General features: G+C 71.2%; 14 protein-coding genes, 2 pseudogenes and 1 riboswitch. Of the genes and pseudogenes, 9 read left to right on the top strand and 7 right to left on the bottom strand.

Annotated elements, in window-relative coordinates:
• Window positions 1-65 precede the first annotated feature (65 nt).
• Complete coding sequence (locus IEZ17_RS05830; protein WP_189297130.1) at window positions 66-1,721, bottom strand: NRAMP family divalent metal transporter; 1,656 nt, start codon at window positions 1,719-1,721, stop codon at window positions 66-68.
• A 306-nt stretch (window positions 1,722-2,027) separates the two neighbouring features.
• A riboswitch (M-box (ykoK) riboswitch) is annotated at window positions 2,028-2,201 on the bottom strand.
• A gap of 145 nt (window positions 2,202-2,346) precedes the next feature.
• On the opposite strand from IEZ17_RS05830, the gene IEZ17_RS05825 reads away from it, so the two are divergent.
• The 3 genes from IEZ17_RS05825 to IEZ17_RS05815 all read left to right on the top strand — a co-directional run bounded on the left by IEZ17_RS05825 (window position 2,347) and on the right by IEZ17_RS05815 (window position 8,913).
• Window positions 2,347-3,120 (top strand): hypothetical protein, encoded by a 774-nt coding sequence (locus IEZ17_RS05825; RefSeq protein ID WP_189297128.1) that lies wholly within the window; start codon window positions 2,347-2,349, stop codon window positions 3,118-3,120.
• A 436-nt stretch (window positions 3,121-3,556) separates the two neighbouring features.
• On the top strand, window positions 3,557-7,513 hold the full coding sequence (pls, locus tag IEZ17_RS05820; protein WP_189297126.1) for an epsilon-poly-L-lysine synthase Pls: 3,957 nt from the start codon (window positions 3,557-3,559) through the stop codon (window positions 7,511-7,513).
• The gene (locus tag IEZ17_RS05815; protein WP_189297124.1) at window positions 7,510-8,913 is read left to right on the top strand and encodes a M1 family metallopeptidase; all 1,404 of its coding nucleotides are present in this window, start codon (window positions 7,510-7,512) and stop codon (window positions 8,911-8,913) included. Before pls ends, IEZ17_RS05815 begins: the two co-directional genes overlap by 4 nt.
• 63 nt (window positions 8,914-8,976) lie before the next feature.
• Here IEZ17_RS05815 and IEZ17_RS05810 read toward each other — a convergent pair whose 3' ends face one another.
• The gene (locus IEZ17_RS05810; RefSeq protein WP_189297122.1) at window positions 8,977-9,630 is read right to left on the bottom strand and encodes a class I SAM-dependent methyltransferase; all 654 of its coding nucleotides are present in this window, start codon (window positions 9,628-9,630) and stop codon (window positions 8,977-8,979) included.
• A gap of 231 nt (window positions 9,631-9,861) precedes the next feature.
• Here IEZ17_RS05810 and IEZ17_RS05805 point away from each other — a divergent pair.
• Window positions 9,862-10,175: pseudogene (locus IEZ17_RS05805) on the top strand (plasmid stabilization protein).
• Window positions 10,176-10,190: 15 nt separating this feature from the next.
• Here IEZ17_RS05805 and IEZ17_RS05800 read toward each other — a convergent pair.
• The 4 genes from IEZ17_RS05800 to uriH form a co-directional block, all read right to left on the bottom strand.
• Window positions 10,191-10,670 (bottom strand): DUF5709 domain-containing protein, encoded by a 480-nt coding sequence (locus IEZ17_RS05800; RefSeq protein WP_189297120.1) that lies wholly within the window; start codon window positions 10,668-10,670, stop codon window positions 10,191-10,193.
• 94 nt (window positions 10,671-10,764) lie between these two features.
• Complete coding sequence (locus IEZ17_RS05795; RefSeq protein ID WP_189297118.1) at window positions 10,765-11,181, bottom strand: DUF2795 domain-containing protein; 417 nt, start codon at window positions 11,179-11,181, stop codon at window positions 10,765-10,767.
• A 152-nt stretch (window positions 11,182-11,333) separates the two neighbouring features.
• On the bottom strand, window positions 11,334-12,773 hold the full coding sequence (gene uriT, locus IEZ17_RS05790; protein WP_189297116.1) for a uridine transporter UriT: 1,440 nt from the start codon (window positions 12,771-12,773) through the stop codon (window positions 11,334-11,336).
• A complete protein-coding gene (uriH, locus tag IEZ17_RS05785; protein ID WP_189297114.1) occupies window positions 12,770-13,720 on the bottom strand; it encodes a uridine-preferring nucleoside hydrolase UriH in 951 nt (316 codons plus the stop codon). Before uriH ends, uriT begins: the two co-directional genes overlap by 4 nt.
• Window positions 13,721-14,009: 289 nt before the next feature.
• On the opposite strand from uriH, the gene IEZ17_RS05780 reads away from it, so the two are divergent.
• The 3 genes from IEZ17_RS05780 (at window position 14,010) to IEZ17_RS05770 (ending at window position 16,764) form a co-directional block, all read left to right on the top strand.
• Entirely contained in the window at window positions 14,010-15,026 is a 1,017-nt protein-coding gene (locus IEZ17_RS05780; RefSeq protein WP_189297112.1) for a LacI family DNA-binding transcriptional regulator, read from the top strand.
• 91 nt (window positions 15,027-15,117) lie between these two features.
• Window positions 15,118-15,636, top strand: a complete 519-nt coding sequence (locus tag IEZ17_RS05775) for a lytic polysaccharide monooxygenase auxiliary activity family 9 protein (protein ID WP_189297109.1) — start codon at window positions 15,118-15,120, stop codon at window positions 15,634-15,636.
• Between the two features lie 180 nt (window positions 15,637-15,816).
• Window positions 15,817-16,764, top strand: a complete 948-nt coding sequence (locus tag IEZ17_RS05770; protein WP_189297107.1) for a hypothetical protein — start codon at window positions 15,817-15,819, stop codon at window positions 16,762-16,764.
• Window positions 16,765-16,944: 180 nt separating this feature from the next.
• Here IEZ17_RS05770 and IEZ17_RS05765 read toward each other — a convergent pair whose 3' ends face one another.
• Entirely contained in the window at window positions 16,945-17,337 is a 393-nt protein-coding gene (locus IEZ17_RS05765; protein ID WP_189297105.1) for a DUF779 domain-containing protein, read from the bottom strand.
• 287 nt (window positions 17,338-17,624) lie between these two features.
• Between IEZ17_RS05765 and IEZ17_RS05760 the strand changes: the two genes are divergently transcribed.
• Entirely contained in the window at window positions 17,625-18,449 is an 825-nt protein-coding gene (locus IEZ17_RS05760) for a lipase family protein (RefSeq protein WP_189297103.1), read from the top strand.
• Window positions 18,450-18,654: 205 nt separating this feature from the next.
• A pseudogene (locus IEZ17_RS05755) lies at window positions 18,655-19,471 on the top strand (IS5 family transposase).
• Window positions 19,472-19,609: the final 138 nt, after the last annotated feature.

Here is a 19,609-nt window from a genome sequence, read left to right as displayed (position 1 = left end):
CCACGGTTGCGGGACGGGGCAGTTGCTCCTGGACGGCGGGAGCGGGGGAGCGGGCGCCGAGCACCCTACTGGTGCAGTGCGACCTCGACGATCTTGATGACGACCAGGACCATCGCGATGAGCAGATACGTCCGCAGGGCACCCATGCCGATCTTGCGGCCGGTGGAGAAGATCGGCTTCGGCAGGGTCTCCAGCGGGGGCATCCGCCAATCGTCCTTGCCGGCGCGGTTGATGGGCCGGCCGCTGAAGGCCCACCCCTTGCTCCGGCGGCGGACCTCCGCGTAGCCGATCGCGAGGACTCCGGCGATGCCGCAGGTGGCCATGATGCCGAGGATGGTGGTGGCGGTGATGTGGGGGAAGAGGACGGAGGCGGTGAGGATGATGGAGAGGGTGACGAGGATGCCGACGACGGCGGCGGTGAAGGCGTTGGTTTTGGGGCCGTTGGTCCAGGGGCCGAGGACGGCGCGGTCGTTGCAGAGCAGGAGGAGGAAGACGGTGGCGGAGGGGAGGAGGACGCCGGCGAGGGTTTGGACGCCTTCGGTGAGGAGGCCGAGGGGGGAGCCGGGGATGAGGACGATGGTGGCGGCGGTGGCGACGAGGCCGGCGTAGACGGCGTAGAAGCCTTTGGCGCCTTGTACGCCGCGGTGGAGGGAGTGCTTGATGCCGAAGACGTCGCCGATGGCGTAGGCGGTGGAGAGGGAGACGGCGAAGGCGCCGATGATGGAGGCGTCGAGGAGGGCGATGGCGAAGAGGATGCCGGCGAGTTTGCTGGTGTGGGTGGCGAGGCCGTGGGCGATGCCGGCGGTGTCGGTGAAGTTGCCGGAGCCGTGGGTGCCGGCGAAGGTGGCGGCGGTGAAGCCCATCATGGCGGCGGCGCCGATGACGACGATGGCGATGCCGATCCACAGGTCGGCTTTTTCGTAGCGGATGAAGTGGGGGGTGATGCGCTTGTCGATGACGTAGGACTGCTGGAAGAAGAGTTGCCAGGGGGCGACGGTGGTGCCGACGATGCCGATGATCAGGAGCATGACGGTGGAGAGTTGGCCGGTGCCGCCGGGGATGGTGGGTACGACGAAGTCGTGGGCCATTTGTGAGGTGGCGGGGTGGGTCATGAAGTAGATGGGGACGAGGAGGAGGGAGGCGGCGCAGAGGGTGATGGCGATGCGTTCGAAGCGTTGGAAGGAGCCGGTGAAGGCGGAGGCGATGATGATGGCGGCGGCGAGGACGACGGCCGCGGTTTTGGGGAGGCCGAGGTAGCCGGCGGCGAGGGTGATGCCGATGAATTCGGTGACGAGGGTGAGGGCGTTGAGGAGGAAGAGGTCGATGGCGGAGAAGGCGCCCCAGAATTTGCCGAAGCGTTCGAGGATGAGGCGGGCGTGGCCGACGCCGGTGACGGCGCCGAGGCGGAGGACCATTTCCTGGTTGATGTAGAGGACGGGGATGAGCAGGAGGAGGGTCCACAGCAGGTGGGTGCTGTAGTTCTGCCCGGCCTGGCCGTAGGTGGCGAAGGCGCCGGCGTCGTTGTCGCCGACCATGACGATCAGGCCGGGGCCGACGATGGCCAGCAGGGTCTTGAGTTTGGCTGACAGGCCGGTGCGGGGCGCGGTGTCGTCGAGCTTGATGGTGCCCAGCGCCCCGCGGATGTCGCCGACGTGCGCTTCATCGAGAACGGCGGTGGGGCGCTGGTCCGGGACCGCGGTGCGGACGGTCGTGTCGGTCATGAGGTACCTCCCAAGTCCCCCCCGGAGGGAGAGGTATTGGAGGCGCGGGGCAGCCATCTTCCCTGCGCGGGCGCGCAGCACGGCGACCCGTCACGGCTCGGGGCCGTGCGGGCGCATGACGCGGCGGGAAGGCCGCGCAGGGGAGATGGTTACCGCGTGCCGGAAGAGTGCGAGGACAAGCGGATGGCGGGCCGATGATGGCCCGGACTACTGCAACTGCAATCCATGTCTCTCGCCTCCTTCCGGCCGGGGCGTATCGCTACGCCGTCGTCGACTCGGCAAGGAGCGGACCAGTCTTCGTCGACTGGTTCACCCCAACTCGTCAGAGCTTTGGCACTCCACGGCGTAATCCCCTTCGCGAGGGCAGCCACTTGGGGTCACCCCTTGGGCCGGGGAGACCTGTCCTGATCCGGAGCGTCTCTCGACGGGTGGGATCAGTGGCCTGTGTCCGTGAAGACGCCTCACCGAACGAGGTGACCTCTTCTCTTCAAACCTTTACGAGTGTAGACCCACACTTGCGCGGGAACGCAACCTTTTGACTGACTCTTAACCCGGGGGTCGGCAGTGGGCTCCCCCACAGTTCGGGCGCTGGACACTCTCGCGGCCGGCGGCGAGCATGAGCCGCATGTCCCAGCACCCCCAGCCCGGCGAACCGGGCAACGTCGACTCCGAGCGGCTGGCCCGTATCGAGGCGCTGCTGGCGCCCGCGGTCTCCGGCATAGAGGAGGCGGGCCGCCGACTGCTGCCCGCCTGGCGGCGGGTGACCAAGGGCGAACCCCGCTGGCCCTCGACGCTGGCGGTGCTGGTGGCGGTGGCGCTCCAGTTCCAGCTGCCGGAGCGGCTGGCGATCCATCCGGAGTGGCTGCTGCCGACCCTGGAGACCGCGCTGCTGATCGCGCTGGTCGCGGCCAATCCGTACCGGATCGAACGGGCCTCGAAGCTGTACCGCTGGGCCGGGCTGGTGCTGATCGCGATGATCAGCGCGGCGAACGGCTGGTCCGCGGTGCATCTGGTGATGGGCCTGGTGCGCGGGACCGAGGGCAACGACGCGGGGCCGCTGCTGGCGACCGGCGGCAGCATCTGGCTGACGAACGTGATCGTCTTCGCGCTCTGGTACTGGGAGTGGGACCGCGGTGGCCCGGTCGCGCGGATACACGCCGTGCGGACGTACACCGACTTCCTCTTCCCGCAGATGCAGACGCCGGAGCTGGCGCCGGAGCACTGGGAGCCGCAGTTCCCCGACTACCTCTATCTGTCCTTCACCAACGCCACCGCCTTCAGCCCGACCGACGTGATGCCGCTGACCCGCTGGGCCAAGATGCTGATGCTGCTCCAGTCGGCGGTCTCGTTGCTGACGGTGGTTCTGGTCGTGGCCCGCGCCGTGAACATCTTCAAGTAGCCGGGATCCGCAGAGATTTGATGGGTGAAGGTGTGGCGGCGGCGTTTCGAGGGTATGGCGTCGTGGTGACAGGTTCATGAGGCGGCCATGAGAACTCAATGAATAATTGCGCGGTTGCGCAATCTATTGGCCAAGGCTTGACCGGTGGGGTCGTAACCGATTGTCGGTAAGCCTCTGACCTGCGATTTTGTACTGATGGGTCATCGCGGCCCGAAAACAACCCCCGTAGCAAGTCAATTTTTCCTAACGCGGCGGTCAGGGTTCCGGGGCTGTCACGCGGTGCCGCCTGCCCAAGCGGGGGACGGGCATGTTCACAACGTGTTCGATTTGCGGATTTCTGGGCCGGCACGCGAACCTTGCGCCTGGTCAGCGGCATCTGTAGGGGCGAACGTCCGAGGGTCTTCACCCACCGGCACCGAACAACAGAGGCATATCGATGTCGTCGCCCCTTCTCGAATCATCCTTCGAGCAACCAGAGCACCTGCCCGACCGGGCCGTATACCGCACAGCCACCACCCCGCACCCGCGGACCCTGCTCGACGTGCTCGACGCAACCGCCGCCGCATACCCCCAGGCGACCGCCTTGGACACGGGCTCCGAGGTGATCACCTACCGCGACCTGTGTATCGAGATCGAACGCCGCGCACGGCAGCTGCGGGATTACGGGATCGGCCCCGGCGACCGCGTCGGAGTCCGAGTGCCGTCCGGTACCGCGGAGCTGTATCTGTCGATCCTCGCCATCCTGCGCAGCGGCGCCGCCTACGTACCCGTCGACGCTGACGACCCGGACGAGCGGGCCGCCACCGTCTTCCGGGAGGCCGCCGTCTGCGGCGTCCTCGGACCGAACCCCCAGCCTCCGGGCCTGGCCCGGCCCCTGGGAGCGCGGCGCCTCCCCGGCCCCCAGGACGACGCCTGGATCATCTTCACTTCGGGTTCGACCGGCGCGCCCAAGGGCGTGGCCGTCAGCCACCGCTCCGCCGCCGCGTTCGTCGACGCCGAGGCCGCGCTGTTCCTCCAGGACCGGCCGCTGGGCCCCGGCGACCGGGTGCTGGCCGGCCTGTCCGTCGCCTTCGACGCCTCCTGCGAGGAGATGTGGCTCGCCTGGCGGCACGGCGCCTGCCTGGTGCCCGCGCCCCGCTCGCTGGTCCGGGCCGGCCATGAGCTCGGCCCGTGGCTGGTCGAGCGCGGGATCACCGTGGTGTCCACCGTGCCCACGCTCGCCGCGCTGTGGCCGGACGAGGCGATGCACCGGGTCCGGCTGCTGATCGTGGGCGGCGAGGCGTGCCCGGCCGCGCTGGTCGACCGCTTCGCCCACCCCGGGCGCGAGATGTGGAACACCTACGGCCCGACCGAGGCCACCGTCGTCGCCTGTGCGGCCCGCCTCCTGCCGGGGGAGCCGGTACGCATCGGCCTGCCGCTGGAGGGCTGGCAGCTGGCCGTCGTCGACAAGGCCGGGCAGCCCGTGCCGTACGGCGAGGAAGGCGAGCTGCTGATCGGCGGCGTGGGCAACGCCCGCTACCTCGACCCCGTCAAGGACGCCGACCGCTTCCGGCCGGACCACGTCCTGGGGACCGCGCGCGCCTACCGCACCGGTGACCTCGTACGGGCCGAACGCGCGGGCCTGCTGTTCGTCGGCCGCGCCGACGACCAGGTCAAACTCGGCGGGCGGCGGATCGAGCTCGGCGAGATCGACGCCGCGCTCGGCGCCCTGCCCGGCGTCCGCGGCGCCGCCGCGGCCGTCCAGACCACCCCCGCCGGCACCCAGGTCCTGGTCGGCTACGTCGTGCCCGAGCAGCGCTCCGGCGACGGCTCCAGCTTCCAGCAGGACAAGGCCAGAGCCCTGCTCAAGGAACGGCTGCCGGGCCAGATGGTGCCCGTACTGGCAGAGGTCGACAGCCTGCCGACCCGCACGTCCGGCAAGGTCGACCGCAAGGCGCTGCCCTGGCCGCTGCCCTCCGCACACGACGCCGGCCGCGACCACGCCGGCCCGGCGCTGCATGGCACCGCCGCCCGCCTCGCCGACATCTGGGAGAAGCTGCTCGGTGTCCGGCCCGGCCCGGACACCGACTTCGTCTCCCTCGGCGGCACCAGCCTGGTCGCCGCCCGGATGGCGTCCATGCTCCGCGAGCACCACCCCGGCGTCTCGGTCGCCGACCTGTACCGGCACCCGGTGCTGCACCAGATGGCCGAGCACCTCGACTCGCTCGGCGGCCCGGTCGGCGAGGCGCGCCCGGTGCGCCCGGTCCCGCGCCGCACCGCGGTCGTCCAATTCCTCGTCCAGACCGGCCTGTACGGCGTCGCCGGGCTGCGCGGGCTCGTCGGGCTCGCGCTCGCGGACAACATCCTCGGCTGGATCGCCCCGCAGTCCTGGGCCCCGCACACCGCGTGGTGGCTGATCATCGTCGGCTGGGTGGTCCTCTACAGTGCACCCATGCGCTGTGCCATCGGGGCCCTGGGCGCCCGGGTGCTCGCCGGCTCCATCAAGCCCGGTGCCTACCCGCGCGGCGGCGCCACCCACCTGCGGCTGTGGACCGCCGAACGCGTCGTCGCCGCCTTCGGCATCCCGTCCCTGCTCGGTACGCCCTGGGCACGGCTGTATGCCCGGACGCTGGGCTGCACCACCGGGCGCAACGTGTCGCTGCACACCATGCCGCCGGTCACCGGCCTCGCCGAACTCGGCAACGGTTGCAGCGTCGAGCCCGAGGCCGACATCTCCGGCTGGTGGCTCGACGGCGACACCCTGCACATCGGCGCGGTACGCATCGGCGCCGGGGCCCGGGTCGCCCACCGCAGCATGCTGATGCCCGGTGCCGTCGTCGGCCAGGGCGCCGAACTCACCGCCGGCAGCTGCCTGGACGGCGAGATCCCCGACGGCGACAGCTGGACCGGCTCCCCGGCCCGCCCGGCCGGCGCCGCCGAGCGGATCTCCGGCACCGCGTGGCCCGCCCCGCGCTGGCGGCGCTCGATCGGCTGGAGCGCCGTCTACGCGCTCTCCCTGCTGGGCCTGCCGCTGCTGGCGCTGCTGTCCGCCGTCCCCGCGCTGGTCGGTGCGTACTTCCTGATCCGCGGCAGCGGCACTCTCGCCACCGCGGCGGTGCGCCTGATGGTGGCCACACCGGTCTTCGCGATCGTGACCACAGGTTGTTCGATTCTTGTGACGGCCGCCGTGGTGCGGATCCTCGGCCGCGGCATCAAGCCGGGGATGCACCTCGCGAGCGGCGGGGTCGCCTGGCGCGCCTGGCTGGTGACCCGCCTCTTGGACGGCACCCGCGGCAGCCTCTTCCCGATCTACGCCAGCCTCGCCACCCCGCACTGGCTGCGGCTGCTCGGCGCCAAGGTCGGCAAGCACGTCGAGATCTCCACCGTGCTGCCGCTGCCGTCCCTGCTGCGCGTCGAGGACGGCGCCTTCCTCGCCGACGACACCCTGGTCGCGCCCTACGAAATCCGCGGCGGCTGGCTGCGGTTGGGGCACGTCCGCATCGGCCGCCGGGCCTTCGTCGGCAACTCCGGCATCGTCGACCCCGGCCACGACGTGCCCGACAACAGCCTGGTCGGCGTGCTCTCCAACGCCCCGGCGAACGGCGAGCCCGGGATGTCCTGGCTGGGCCGGCCCGCCATGCCGCTGCCGCGGGTGGCGACCCAGGCCGACCCGGCGCGCACCTTCGCACCGCCGCGCAAGCTGGTCATGGCCCGCGCCGCCGTCGAGATGTGCCGGGTGCTGCCGCTGATGTGCGGGATGGCTCTCGCCGAGGGCATGTTCCTCGCCGAGCAGACCGCCTTCACCAACGGCGGCCTCGGCCTCGCGGCGCTGGTCGGCGCCCCGCTGATGCTGGCCTCCGGCCTCCTGGCGCTGCTCATCACGACCGCGTCGAAGTGGCTGCTGGTCGGCCGGTTCACCGTGAGCGAGCATCCGCTGTGGTCGTCGTTCGTCTGGCGCAACGAGCTCTACGACACCTTCGTCGAGTCGCTCGCCGTGCCGTCGATGGCAGGGGCGTTCACCGGGACCCCGGTGCTCAACTGGTGGCTGCGCACCCTCGGCGCCAAGATCGGGCGCGGGGTGTGGCTGGAGAGCTACTGGCTGCCGGAGACCGACCTGATCAGTCTTGAGGACGGCGTCAGCGTCAACCGCGGCTGCGTCCTCCAGACCCACCTCTTCCACGACCGGATCATGCGGCTGGACACCGTCCACCTCGCCGAGGGCTCCTCCCTGGGCCCGCACGGCATCGTGCTCCCCGGGACCGCCGTCGGGGCCCGCGCCTCGATCGCACCGTCCTCCCTGGTCATGCGCGGCGAGAGCGTGCCCGCCCACACCCGGTGGGCCGGCAACCCGATCGCCGGCGAGCGCGCGGCGCGTCCCGCCGGGGCCCGTTCGGAAGGCGGTGCAGCCGCGTGACCCGATGCAGTCGGCGCGCCCTGATCAGGGGCGCCGCCCTGCTGCCGCTCGCCGCGACGGTCGCGGACGGCCTCACCGGACCGCTCACCGACCGCTATTTCCCCCGCCACGGCACCTACGCGCACGACACCGCCTCGTACGACCTGCACCTGGCCTACCACCCGGTGAACGCCAGCCTGAACGGGCGGGCCCGGATCAAGGCGGTGGCCAACCGGTCCCTGGACCGGGTCGAACTCGACCTGTCGCGGCTGTCCGTGCACACCGCCCGGATCGACGGGAACCGGGTCCGCACCCGGCAGAGGGACGGGAAGCTGTACCTGGACACCCCGCGCCCGCTCGCCAAGGGGGCGCACTTCATGGTGGACATCGGCTACAGCGGCCGGCCCAAGCCGGTCCGCTCCCCGTTCGGCCCGATCGGCTGGGACCGCACCGGCGACCCGCACGACGGGACCATGGTCGCCTCCCAGCCGCTCGGCGCCCCGTCCTGGTTCCCGTGCAACGACCGCCCGGACGACAAGGCCGCGTTCACCTTCCGGATCAGCGTCCCGCACGGCCACCACGCGCTCGCCAACGGCACCCTGCTCGAACGCCGCCGCACCGGGCACCAGGAGTGCTGGACCTACCACCACCCCGGCCCCATGGCCCCGTACCTCGCCGCGCTCTACACGGGCCGCTTCCGCCACGACAGCGGCACCGTCCACGTCGGCACGGCGGACAAGCCGATCGCGCTGCACAACGCATACCCGGCGTGGATGGCCGACGACGCGGAGCACGATCTGGCACGCCAGCCGGAGATGCTCCGCGCCTTCAGCGGCTACTTCGGGCAGTACCCCTTCGAGGCGTACGGCGCGGTGGTGGTGGACGCCGAACTCGGTGCCCCGGTCGAGAACCAGACGCTGTCCGTCTTCGGCAGCAACCACATCGACGGCCACCGCGGATCGGAAACCCTGGTCGCGCACGAGATCGCCCACCAGTGGTACGGCAACAGCGTCAGCCTCCGCGACTGGCGCGACATCTGGCTCAACGAGGGCTTCGCCACGTACGCGGAGTGGCTGTGGTCCGAGCACATCGGCGAGGACGACGCCGGCGAGATCGCCCAGCAGGCATGGCGCTCGCTCCAGGCCCGCAACCAGGATTTCCGGCTCGCCGACCCCGGCCAGCGACGGATCTTCGACGACCGGGTCTACGTCCGCGGCGCCTGCACCCTGCACGCGCTGCGGACCGCCATGGGCGACGGCCGGTTCTTCGCGATGCTCCGCAGCTGGCACGACAGCCACCGCGGTGCCAGCGCCGACACCCCCGCGTTCGTCGCGCACGCCGAACGCTCCGCGGCGCACTCGGTCCGCCCGCTGCTGCACTCCTGGCTGTACGAGAAGCCGCTGCCGCGCCTCGCGGCCTGACGACACCGCCGACACACAGCCGCGCGTCGGCGGGCGCGCCGCCCGCCGCCGCGCCGGCCGCGGTCAGCCCCGCCGCCGCACCTTCAGCGCATTGTCGGTACGGGTGGTCGGCTGCCCGTCGGGGCCGTTCTGGATGCGCTCGTGCTCCTCGCTGAGCTGCACCTCCCACTCGCCCTCCGCGAGCGCGAGGGCCGCCAGGACCTCGTCGGGCGTGGGGAAGTGCGCCTCCTCGTGGCCGTGCTCCTCCCAGGCGGGGAATCCGGCATGCCCGACGATCAGCAGCACCCCGCCCGGCGCCACCGCACCGGACGCCCGCCGCAGGATCTTCTCCCGGAAGATCTCGCTCGGGTGGTGCAGGAACTGCGCCGAGACCAGGTCGAAGCTGCCCTCGGGGAACGACTCCGCCAGGTCGTGCCACTGCCAGTCGACCCGGTCCGCGACCCCCGCCGCTGCCGCCTGCCCGGCCGCCCGCCCGAGCGCCACCCGGGAGACGTCGACGGCGGTGACCCGCCACCCCTGCCCGGCCAGCCAGACCGTGTCCGCGCCCTCCCCGCAGCCCAGGTCGAGCGCGGTCCCCGGCGTCAGGCCGCGGGTCTCGCGGACCAGCACGACGTTGGGATTCCCGCTCCAGATCTGGTCGTGCTCCGCGTAGAACGTGTCCCAGAACTCGTGGTCCGGGATGGTGGTGCCGTCACTCGTGCCGTTGCCGTGAGCCATGGATGTGTTCCCCTCTTCCTCCGTGTACGGGAGAGGGTCCGGTGCGGACCCGGCATCGCGCCAACTTCGTTGCCGAAACAGCAACAGGCACCTCGGCCCCCGCACCTTCCGGATCAGCTCGCGTCGCGCGCCGTCGCGACCCGGCGTGAAGTGGCGTGAAGTGGTAACCGCGGGCGGGGCCCGGCCCACCGCCCCCCGCCGTTCACCGCAGAGTCCGGAGAGGAGAGCGTCATGCCGGCAGGTTCCAGCGCCAAGCGGGAGCGCCGGTACGAGCACATCGAGGAGAGCGCCAGGCAGCGGGGTGTGCCGGCCAGGCGCGCCGAAGAGATCGCCGCCCGGACGGTGAACACGGAGCGCGCCCGCGCGGGCGAGGCCCGCAAGCCCGGAAAGGTCTCCACCCGCGACCCCGAGTCCGCCGCGCAGCGCGGCGGCGAGCGCTCGCACAAGGGGGCGCAGGGCCCGACCAGGGACCAGCTCTACGGCAGCACATCGAGGGTCGCTCGTCGATGACCAAGGAGCAGCTCCGCGACGCGCTGGGCCGCTGACCAGGGGCCGGCCGGTCAGATCTCGCCCTCGACCACACCGCCGACATCGTGGGCGATGTGCACCGCCGCCTCCTCGGCGGACGCGGCGCCGCCGTCGATCCCGACGTCGCGGGCGACGATGTCGTTGCTGCTGCCGCGCCAGAAGCCGTCGTCGTAGCTGACGATCCGCCCGGCGCGCTCGGCGCCCACCTGGTCGTCGTACGGTTCGCCGGCTCCGTCGCACAGGTCGCCGATGCCGTCGCCCTCCGGTGCGCAGACGTCCGGGAGCTCCACGGACAGCCGGTGGGCGAGGGTTTCCCGGTCGTGCTGCTCCTGCGCCGTGGTGCCCTCGTGGTTCACCACAAACGGGCGCTCGGGCGGCGAATAGCCGCTGTCCAGCGCCTCGTCGAGCCCCGGCTCGTCCAGGGCGTCCTCCATGTCGAGGTCGTTGGGGTTGTCTTGGGGATCGGATCTGGGCGGCTGATAGACCTCGTCGCCCATGGCGTCGTCGGACATTGCCGCCCTCCTCCTCCGCGTCTCCGCGTCCGGTGCGTCTGTGCGCCGGGAGTGTGCCTCGTAGTAATTGTCCGCCACCGGACGCGCCCCGGCCTCAGGAGCGGCGGTCCTCCGTGCCCAGCCCCAGGGACTCGGCGATGCCCTGCACATTGCCGTAGCGGTGGTGCGCGGGCAGCTGCTCGGCCATCGTGACCAGGCGGTCCGGGGCGTGGTTGCGCCGCAGGGTGCGGATGACGTCGTTGCGCTCGGCCGGGTAGAGGCTGCGGCCGAGGTACTGCGCGAGCTCGGAGCGCAGACCGACGTCCTGTTCGGTCATGCCGTGCGGGGTGCCGCCCCGGAAGACGCTCTCCGGCGACGGTGCGGCCACCGGCTGGTCCTCGCCCGCCGGCTCCAGCTCCCGGTTCTCGTCCGCACGCAGCGAACGGTCCAGCGTCATCTGGCCTCGCAGCTGCTTCTTCATCATGTCGTCCCGGGCGGGGCCGGTCTTGTCCATACCGTGTTCCATGACCATTGCTGCCTCCGTTGCCTCCGATTCCAGTCTCCCTGTTCCCCCCGCGGTGACAACACGGAGACCGGCAGGGCCGCGGCGCACCGGGGCCGGATACGCGAGCGCCCGCCGACCGGGGCATCCGGGGCGGCGGGCGGTGCGCACGGGCGTCCGTGTCAGCTCTCGGCTTCGGCGGCCACCGGCTTCGGGATCAGGAACGAGGTCGCCAGCGCGATGGCCAGGATCACCACACCGGCGATCATGCCCGCGGTGTAGCCGCCGGCCGAGGCCGGGTCGGCGGGGGCGACCGCGGTCTTCACCGCGTACAGGACGGCGAAGCTCAGGCCCGCGCCCAGGTTGAACGCGCCGGCGTTCAGCCCCGGCAGGAAGCCCGGGTTGTCGCCGGGGGAGAGGACGATGCCGAGTCCGTTGAGCACGATGTTCGCCACGCCCGCGTAGGTGATGCCGACGAGGATCGACGTCACCAGCAGCAGGACGTGGGACTGGCTGTGCATGGTCAGCAGCATCAGCACGACCGACCCCGCGGAGCCGATGAGGCCGAGCCGCAGGATCCGGCCGTAGCCGAAGGTGGCGGCGAGCCGCCCGGCCACCGGGCCCATGGCCAGTCCGGCGAGGGCGTACGGCGACAGCGTCCACCACGCGGACTGCTCGGCGGACATCCCGAGCCCGGCCTGGGCGTCCTGGGCGAACGCCGGGATCAGGCCGTTCATCACCGCGAACACACCGGTCATGGTGAGCACGGTGGTCAGCAGGGTGGCCCAGGTGCCGCGCTGCTTGAGGTGGTGGGTGGCGACCAGCGGGTGCCCGCTGCGGTTCTCGGTCCGCCAGAACAGCGCGAAGGCAGCCGCGGCCAGGACGACCAGGACGCCGATCAGCGGCCAGTCCGCGGCGGCCAGCTTGCCCGCTTCGTTCAGCGCGATCAGCAGCGCACCGACCGAGACGACCAGCAGTGCCACTCCGGGCCAGTCCATGCGGGACGCGGTGGGCGCCTTGGACTCCGGGGTCAGGGTGGCGACCAGGGCCGTGGCCAGCGCCGCGACGACCGCCATCGCCCAGAACACGGACTGGAAGCCGTGGTGGTCGGCGAGGTAGCCGCCGGCCAGGGAGTCGACACCGGCGATCCCGCCGTTGACGGCGGTGATCACGCCGAGCAGGGTGCCGTACCGCTTGGGCTCCTTGACCTCGACCCGCAGCATGATCAGGCACAGCGGGACGACCGGGCCGCTGACGCCCTGGATGATCCGGCCGGCGAACAGCATCGGGATGCTCGTCGCCAGCGCGGCCACGACACAGCCGATGACCATCAGGCCCAGCATTCCGGCGAGTACCCGGCGGCGGCCGAGGACGTCGCCCAGCCGCGGCAGGAACAGCGAGAACAGTGCCGCCGACGTGAAGAACGCGGTCTGGGTCAGGCCGACCTCGGCGGAGCTGGCACCGAGGGTGTCCTCGATGCTCTTCAGCGCCGGGCTGAGCATGCTGGCGTTCAGCTGGAAGGCGAAGCAGGCCGCGAGCAGCGCGGTGACCAGCACGCCTATGCGTACGCCGGACCCGCCGCCCGCCGTCTCGGCGGGGCGCGGTGTGGTGGAGACGCTCATGCTGCCCGGCCCTCGCCGATCCGCTCCAGGGCGTCCACCACGAGGTTCCAGAAGCGCTCGTGGTCGAGCTCGACCGCGACCTGGGTGTGGCAGTCGGCGGGTGCCGGCGCCCGGAAGTCCGTCACGGTCATGCCCAGGGTCAGCGCGCCGCGCAGCTCGATGTCGACCGGCGCCTTGCGGACGGTCATCACGTCCGGGTCGATGACGTACGCCACCGCGCACGGGTCGTGCACCGGTGGGAACTCGAAGCCCTGGTTCTCCCGGTACGCCGCACGGAAGAAGTCCAGCAGCTCCAGCACGAACCGGGCCGGCCGGGTGCCGACCGCGGCGATCCTCGCCTCGACCTCGGGGGTGGCCAGCGCCTGGTGGGTGAGGTCCAGGCCGACCATGGTGACCGGCCACTTCTCGTTGAAGACGATGTGTGCGGCCTCGGGGTCGATGATGATGTTGAACTCGGCGACCGCGCTCCAGTTGCCCTCGTGGTAGCCGCCGCCCATCAGGACGACCTCGCGCACCCGCTCGGCGATCCGCGGCTCCTTGCGCACGGCCATCGCGATGTTGGTCAGCCCGGCCGTCGGAACGATGGTGATCTCGCCCGGTTCGTGGGACATCACGGTGTCGATGATCAGGTCGACCGCGTGCCGGCGGTCCAGCTCGAAGGCGGGCTCGGGGAGTTCGGGCCCGTCCAGGCCGGTCTCGCCGTGGATGTCCGGGGCGGTCTCGACGGACCGGACCAGCGGACGCGGGTTGCCCGCGGCGAACGGCACCCCGGTGATCCCGGCGACGGCCGCCACCGACAGCGCGTTGCGGGTCACCTTCTCCAGCGTCTGGTTCCCGACCACCGTGGTCACCGCGACCAGCTCGATGTCGGGATTGCCGTGCGCCAGGAGCATGGCGATCGCGTCGTCATGCCCCGGGTCGCAGTCGAGGATGATCTTTCTGGCCAACGGGAGAGCCCCTTTGCTCTGCGGAACGGGGTGGTGCGGGTGAACTCGATCTCCGGTCGCGCCGCAGCAGGCTGCTACCTCGGGAAAACGTTCTCCGGAAATTTCGCTCATTGCGCGCGGCGATGTCAATGAAGTGTCAACGAAGTGTGAGGCAGGTGACCCGGCCACCCCCTGGTATGCGGAGGTGCGCAGCTGATACGGATGTGCACACGCGGTGATAACGATTGCCGTCAAATCCGGGACGGTGCTGCCCGCGCGGCCCGAGCCCCGTAGTGGAAGGCGCGGCGCCGTGGCCGATGTGACCCTGCGAGACGTCGCGCGCGCCTCGGGCTGCTCGGTCGCCACCGTCTCCCGCGTCCTGGCCGGCACCCGCCCGGTCGGTGCCGAGACCGCGCGCACCGTACGGGAGGCCGCCGAGCGCCTGGGCTACCGGCCCAATCACGTCGCCCGCGCGCTGCGCAGCCGCTCCACCGGCATCGTCGGACTCGTCGTGCCGCAGATCGCCAACCCCTTCTTCCCGTCCCTCGTACGGGAGTTGGAGCGTGCCCTGCACGCCGGGGGCCGGGCCGTGCTGCTCGCCGACTGCGACGACGACCCGGAGACCGAGGCGGCCCGGATCGGCGAGCTCCTGGGGCGCCGGGTCGACGCCCTGCTGCTGATACCGGCCGACGAGCGGCGCAGCCGGGAGGTGGTGGTGGACGCCGCCGCGCAGGTGCCGCTGGTGCTGCTGGACCGCGGCTGCGGGCCCGGCGTCGCCGACTCCGTCGCCGTCGACAACGCGGCCGGCATGGCCCTCGTGCTGGACCATCTCGCCGCCACCGGCCGCCGCCGCCCCTGCTTCCTGGGTGCCGCCGGGACCGCGTCCGCGGCGGTCGAACGCCGCACGGCGTACGAGGCGGGGGCCGCCGCGCTGGACCCGACTGCCCCTGAACGCACGGTGCTCGGCGACTTCTCCGTCGAGTGGGGCCGGGCCGCCGTCGACCGGATCTGGCCGTCCCGTCCGGACGCCGTCGTCTGCGCCAACGACCTCATCGCGGTCGGCGCGCTGCAACGGCTGCGCCAACTCGGCGCCGACGTACCGGGCGACGTCGCGGTCACCGGCTTCGACGACATCCCGCTCGCCGGCCTCGCCGATCCGGCGCTGACCACCGTCTGCCAGCCGGTCGCCGAACTCGCCGCGGAGGCGGCCCGGTTGCTCGTCCGCGGCCCGGCCGGTGCGGCCGTTCCCGGACCGCGGCGGCCGGTCCGTGCGGTCCGCCTCGCCCCGGAGCTGATCGTCCGGGCATCGAGCGCGCGGTCCTCGTGAGCGAACTCTTGACCGTACGCGGTCACTGAGTAAAGTCTAGACCAATGGGCACACCCTCGCGTCAACCACCCCCCTACGCGAAAGGGTTGACATGGACAAGAAAAGAAGGCTGGCTCTCGCCATAGGCGCCGGTCTCGCCCCCCTCCTCGTCGTCACCCTGCCGGTCGGCCCGGCCGGCGCCCACGGCTATGTCTCCTCGCCGCCCAGCCGGCAGGCCCAGTGCGCCGCCGGCACCGTCGAATGCGGACCCATCAAGTGGGAGCCGCAGAGCGTGGAAGGGCCCAAGGGGCTGACGAGTTGCAGCGGCGGCAACAGCCGGTTCGCCGACCTCGACGACGACTCCAAGCCCTGGCAGGTCACCCCGATCGGCAGCACCCAGACCTTCACCTGGCGGTTCACGGCACGCCACGCCACCAGCAACTGGCAGTACTTCGCCAACGGGCAGAAGGTCGCCGAGATCGACGGCGGCGGCGCCCAGCCCCCGGAAGAGGTCTCACACACCGTCAACTTCGGTGGTATCACGGGCAAGCAGAAGATCCTCGCGGTCTGGAACATCGCCGACACCGCGAACGCCTTCTACGCCTGCATCGACGTGAACATCGGCGGCTAGGGCCACTCGCCCCGCCCGACCCCGGACGATCCCCTTCCTTCTCCCTTCAACTTTCCTTCTCCCCGCCCGCCGCGCCGCCCTGCGCCGTCCCCGGCAGCAGGGCGGCGCCGGCGTCCTGGGCACCCGTTACGATCGGCCCATTCAAGGGCCGACGCTCATGGCCGCTGCCGGGAGGAAGAGATGGGTCTGTTCCGCCGAGGACCGAAGCGGGATTCCCGCGACCTCGCACGCGATGAGGAGTTCGGCTTCTTCTCGGAGCGGGAAGGCCGTGTCTTCAGATCACAGGTCCGCCAGGCATTCGCCGAGCAGGGCCTGGAGGTCACCGCCTACGCCGCGGTGGTCACCGACTCCGCGGGCCGCCAGTTCGGCCTGGGCAACCTCGCCGCCGTCTGCCACCGCGACCGCCGCGGTGAGCGCAGCTGGCCCGCGCTGATCCGCGACCACGTCGGCAAGGTACTGCGCACGATGGACGGCCCCCAGCCGCTGGAGATCCTCTCCGAGGACGAGATCCGGGCCTGCCTCTACCCCCGTGTCGTCGCCCAGGAGACGCTCCCCGCCTCCGACTCCTTCCGCTACGGGTGCGAGCCCGCGCCGGGCCTGCGGGAAGTGCTCGCCCTGGACCTGCCCGAGGCGGTGCAGATGCTGAGCGAGGACTCGCTGACCGATTTGGGGGACGTGGCCGAGCTGCGGATCCGGGCGATGAACAATCTGCGCGCCCTGCCGGTCGAGGGCCATGAGACGGTCCGGCGCGGTGACGGCTCGGCGTTCGAGGTGCTGCTCGGGGACTCCTTCTTCACCGCCAGCCGGGTGCTCGTCCTGGACGATCTGGTCCGGCGCATCATGGGCACCGAGCTCACCCCGGACGGTGCGCTGGTCGCCATGCCGTTCCGCCACCAGCTGGCCTTCCACCGGATCCACGACGCCCAGGTCATCCCGGCACTCCAGGCCATGGCTCAGTTCGCCGCCGCCGGCCACGAGGACGCGGCGGGCGCGATCAGTCCCAGGGTGTTCTGGTGGCGCCGCGGGGTGATGACACCACTGAGCGAGCCGGACGGCGAGGGCCTGCGCGTGGTGGTCGACACCGAATTCCAGGACATGCTGGAGCGGCTGGTCCAGGACGAGGCATGATCGCCGGCTGCCCGTCGGCAGCCTCGGCACGCGCCGTACGGGGCGCGGCCCGGAGCCCCGGAAAAAAATTCCGCAGAATCCTCACGGCCGGGGAACCCGGGCCGACGTACGCCCGTTCTCCAAGGTGAGGCCCCGCGCCTTCCCCCGTGCGCGGGGCCTCACCAGTGCGCTCCGTCGTGCTCACCCCTCGGGCTCACCGAGCAGCGCCCGCTCCTCCTCGGTGAAGAGCCGCGAGCGGATCAGGAAGCGGACGCCCTCGGGCGCCTCCAGCGAGAAGCCGCTGCCCCGCCCCGGGACGACGTCCACCGTCAGATGCGTATGCCGCCAGCGGGCGAACTGCTCGGCCGACATCCAGAAGCCCACCGGCTCCGGCACCCCCACCACCGCAAGCCGGGCCAGCAGCACGTCCGACGCCCCCGTACGGAACTCCCCGGCCGGATAGCACATCGGCGCGCTCCCGTCGCAGCAGCCGCCGGACTGGTGGAACATCAGCGGCCCGTGCTGCTCGCGCAGCGACCGCAGCAGTTCCGAGGCGGCGGCGGTGAGCCCGATCCGCGCGGGTTGCCGGTCCATGGTCGTTCCTCTCGTCGCCGAATCCGTTGCCCGAGGCGTCGCCGATGCCGTCACGGAAGCCGTCTCCGGAGGCGCCGAGCGATCCCCGGGGCCGTTGCCGCGGCAGGCGGCGGCCCAGTCAACCCGCTGCGACGTTGCACGGTGGTTGCATGCCCGCAGCGCGTGCCATTCGGGGGACGACGGGCGTGGCGGCGGCCCCCGCCCGGAGATCCGCGGCTACGAAGGGAGCCTTCTCGCACCGGGGCGACCCGCCGGTGCACCGCAGGAGACACGTGAAAGGAGCCCCCATGTCCGCGCCGTCCGCGATCGACCACCACGCGACCACCGGGTACAGCCTCCCTCTGGCCTACTGGCTGGCCCAGGCGTCCGATCTCGCCTACAAGGACCAGGCCACCATCGAGTCCCGGGCAGGCGCCTGGGGCTTCGACCGGGTGCGCCACCACCGGACGCGGTTCACCCCGCCGTTCCCGCTGGAGGACACCCAGGCGTACACCGCGGCCAGCGACCACATGATCATCACCGCGTTCCGCGGCACGGAACCGGCGGAGATCCGCGACTGGCTCTCGGACGCCGCCACACCCCCCTGGCCGGGTCCGGCCGAAACGGGCTACACCCACTACGGATTCGCCGAGGCGCTCCAGTCCATCTTCCCGGACGTCAAGGACACCCTGGCCGAACTGCGCACCGGCAACCAGACGGTGTGGTTCACCGGCCACAGCCTCGGCGGCGCGCTCGCCATGCTCGCCGGGGCGCGGATGTACCTGGAGGAGCCGCGGCTCCAGGCGGACGGCGTCTACACCTACGGACAGCCCCGTACCTGCGACCGCGTCCTGGCGGCGGCATACAACAAGGGCTTCAAGAACCGCATGTTCCGCTTCGTCAACAACAACGACATCGTGCCGCAGCTCCCGCCCGAGCCCGTCTACACCCATGTCGAGGCGCTGAAGTACATCGACTCCGGCGGCAGGCTCCACGACTCGATGGGCCTGCTGGGCAACCTGGCGGACCGCGCCAAGGGCCTGACCGCCGACGCCTTCGCGCCCGCCACCGACGGCGTCCGGGACCACTTCATCAAGTGCTACATCGAGGCCATCGAGAAGAACCTGCCCTGATGTAGCGTCAGTTACCGGCGGCATCGGAACCTCACTCGATGCACCCGGGGTCCGGGTCGCGTGGTGCCGCGGCCCGGACCGGGGCCGGGCGACAGCAGTGGCTCGGACGCATGGCCGATCCGGTCCGTACACCCTGCTGACCTGCATCCTTGTGCGGTGCGCCGTAAGACCGTGTCCTATGTGGCGGAGGCTCGTCGGGCTGAACATGGGGCGGGGCACGTGGAGTTGGATTGTTCCAGACGGGTTGTGGGAGATCGCGAAGCCGCTGATTCCTCCGTCGAAGGTGCGGCCGCAGGGTGGCGGCACGCAGGACACACCTGATGAGACGCTGTTCGCGGCGATCGTCTACGTGTTGGTCAGTGGCTGCGCCTGGCGTGCGTTGCCGCCGTGCTTCGGAGTTTCCAAGTCCACGGCTCATCGCCGGTTTCTGATCTGGTCCAGAGCGGGTCTGTGGGGCCGCCTGCACGAGGGGTCCTCCATCGACTGGACGACGCCGGCCTGATCGACGTGACCCGCGTGGTGCTGGATTCCGCCCACGTCAGGGCTGAAAAGGGGGCGAACACACAGGTCCGAGCCCCGTGGACCGAGGTAAGCCGGATTCCACAATGCACGTCCTGTCGGACGCGAACGGACTGCCCATGGTCGTCGGCAACTCCGCCGCCAACGTCCACGACAGCGAAGGGCTGAAGCCGATGGTCGCCGGTCACCAAACGAGACACGATCCCCACCGCGGCCGGTACTTCAAACCCCGACGCCTGCACGTGGACAAGGCAAACGACGTACCTCACCTGCGGAAATGACTCCGTGGCAAGCGGATCGGCGTACGCATCGCACGCAAAGGCATCGAGTCCAGCAAACGATGGGGACGCCGTCGTTGGGTGATCGAGCGCACCGTCTCCTGGCTGACCGGATACCGCAGGCTCAGCCCCCGCTACGCACGCGATCCCCGCAACTACCTGGCCTTTCTCGGACTCGCCGCAGCTCTCTGCCGCTACAAGCGCCTGATCCGCCCCACCACATAGGACACGGTCTTAGATCCGATCGAGCCCAGCCCAACGGGGGCGATCACTATCGCCGGACTGGCCAAGAGCCACGAGCCGGCACCATGGGAGTGGGGCCCTTACCCGGTTCACGAACCCGGCTGCACCACCCGGCTGTTC

It is taken from the genome of Streptomyces albospinus (genome assembly GCF_014648695.1).
Classification (GTDB): Bacteria; Actinomycetota; Actinomycetes; order Streptomycetales; family Streptomycetaceae; genus Streptomyces; species Streptomyces albospinus.
The sequence above is the reverse complement of the archived record's forward strand: the minus strand, read 5'-3'. Positions and strand labels throughout refer to the sequence as shown.

Bases quoted from the DNA above. Each gene is read 5' to 3' on its own strand.
- IEZ17_RS05830 (WP_189297130.1), bottom strand. From the start codon at position 1,721: ATGACCGACACGACCGTCCGCACCGCGGTCCCGGACCAGCGCCCCACC.
- IEZ17_RS05825 (WP_189297128.1), top strand. From the start codon at position 2,347: ATGTCCCAGCACCCCCAGCCCGGCGAACCGGGCAACGTCGACTCCGAG.
- pls (WP_189297126.1), top strand. From the start codon at position 3,557: ATGTCGTCGCCCCTTCTCGAATCATCCTTCGAGCAACCAGAGCACCTG.
- IEZ17_RS05810 (WP_189297122.1), bottom strand. From the start codon at position 9,630: ATGGCTCACGGCAACGGCACGAGTGACGGCACCACCATCCCGGACCAC.
- IEZ17_RS05800 (WP_189297120.1), bottom strand. From the start codon at position 10,670: ATGTCCGACGACGCCATGGGCGACGAGGTCTATCAGCCGCCCAGATCC.
- IEZ17_RS05795 (WP_189297118.1), bottom strand. From the start codon at position 11,181: ATGGTCATGGAACACGGTATGGACAAGACCGGCCCCGCCCGGGACGAC.
- uriT (WP_189297116.1), bottom strand. From the start codon at position 12,773: ATGAGCGTCTCCACCACACCGCGCCCCGCCGAGACGGCGGGCGGCGGG.
- IEZ17_RS05775 (WP_189297109.1), top strand. From the start codon at position 15,118: ATGGACAAGAAAAGAAGGCTGGCTCTCGCCATAGGCGCCGGTCTCGCC.
- IEZ17_RS05770 (WP_189297107.1), top strand. From the start codon at position 15,817: ATGGGTCTGTTCCGCCGAGGACCGAAGCGGGATTCCCGCGACCTCGCA.
- IEZ17_RS05765 (WP_189297105.1), bottom strand. From the start codon at position 17,337: ATGGACCGGCAACCCGCGCGGATCGGGCTCACCGCCGCCGCCTCGGAA.
- IEZ17_RS05760 (WP_189297103.1), top strand. From the start codon at position 17,625: ATGTCCGCGCCGTCCGCGATCGACCACCACGCGACCACCGGGTACAGC.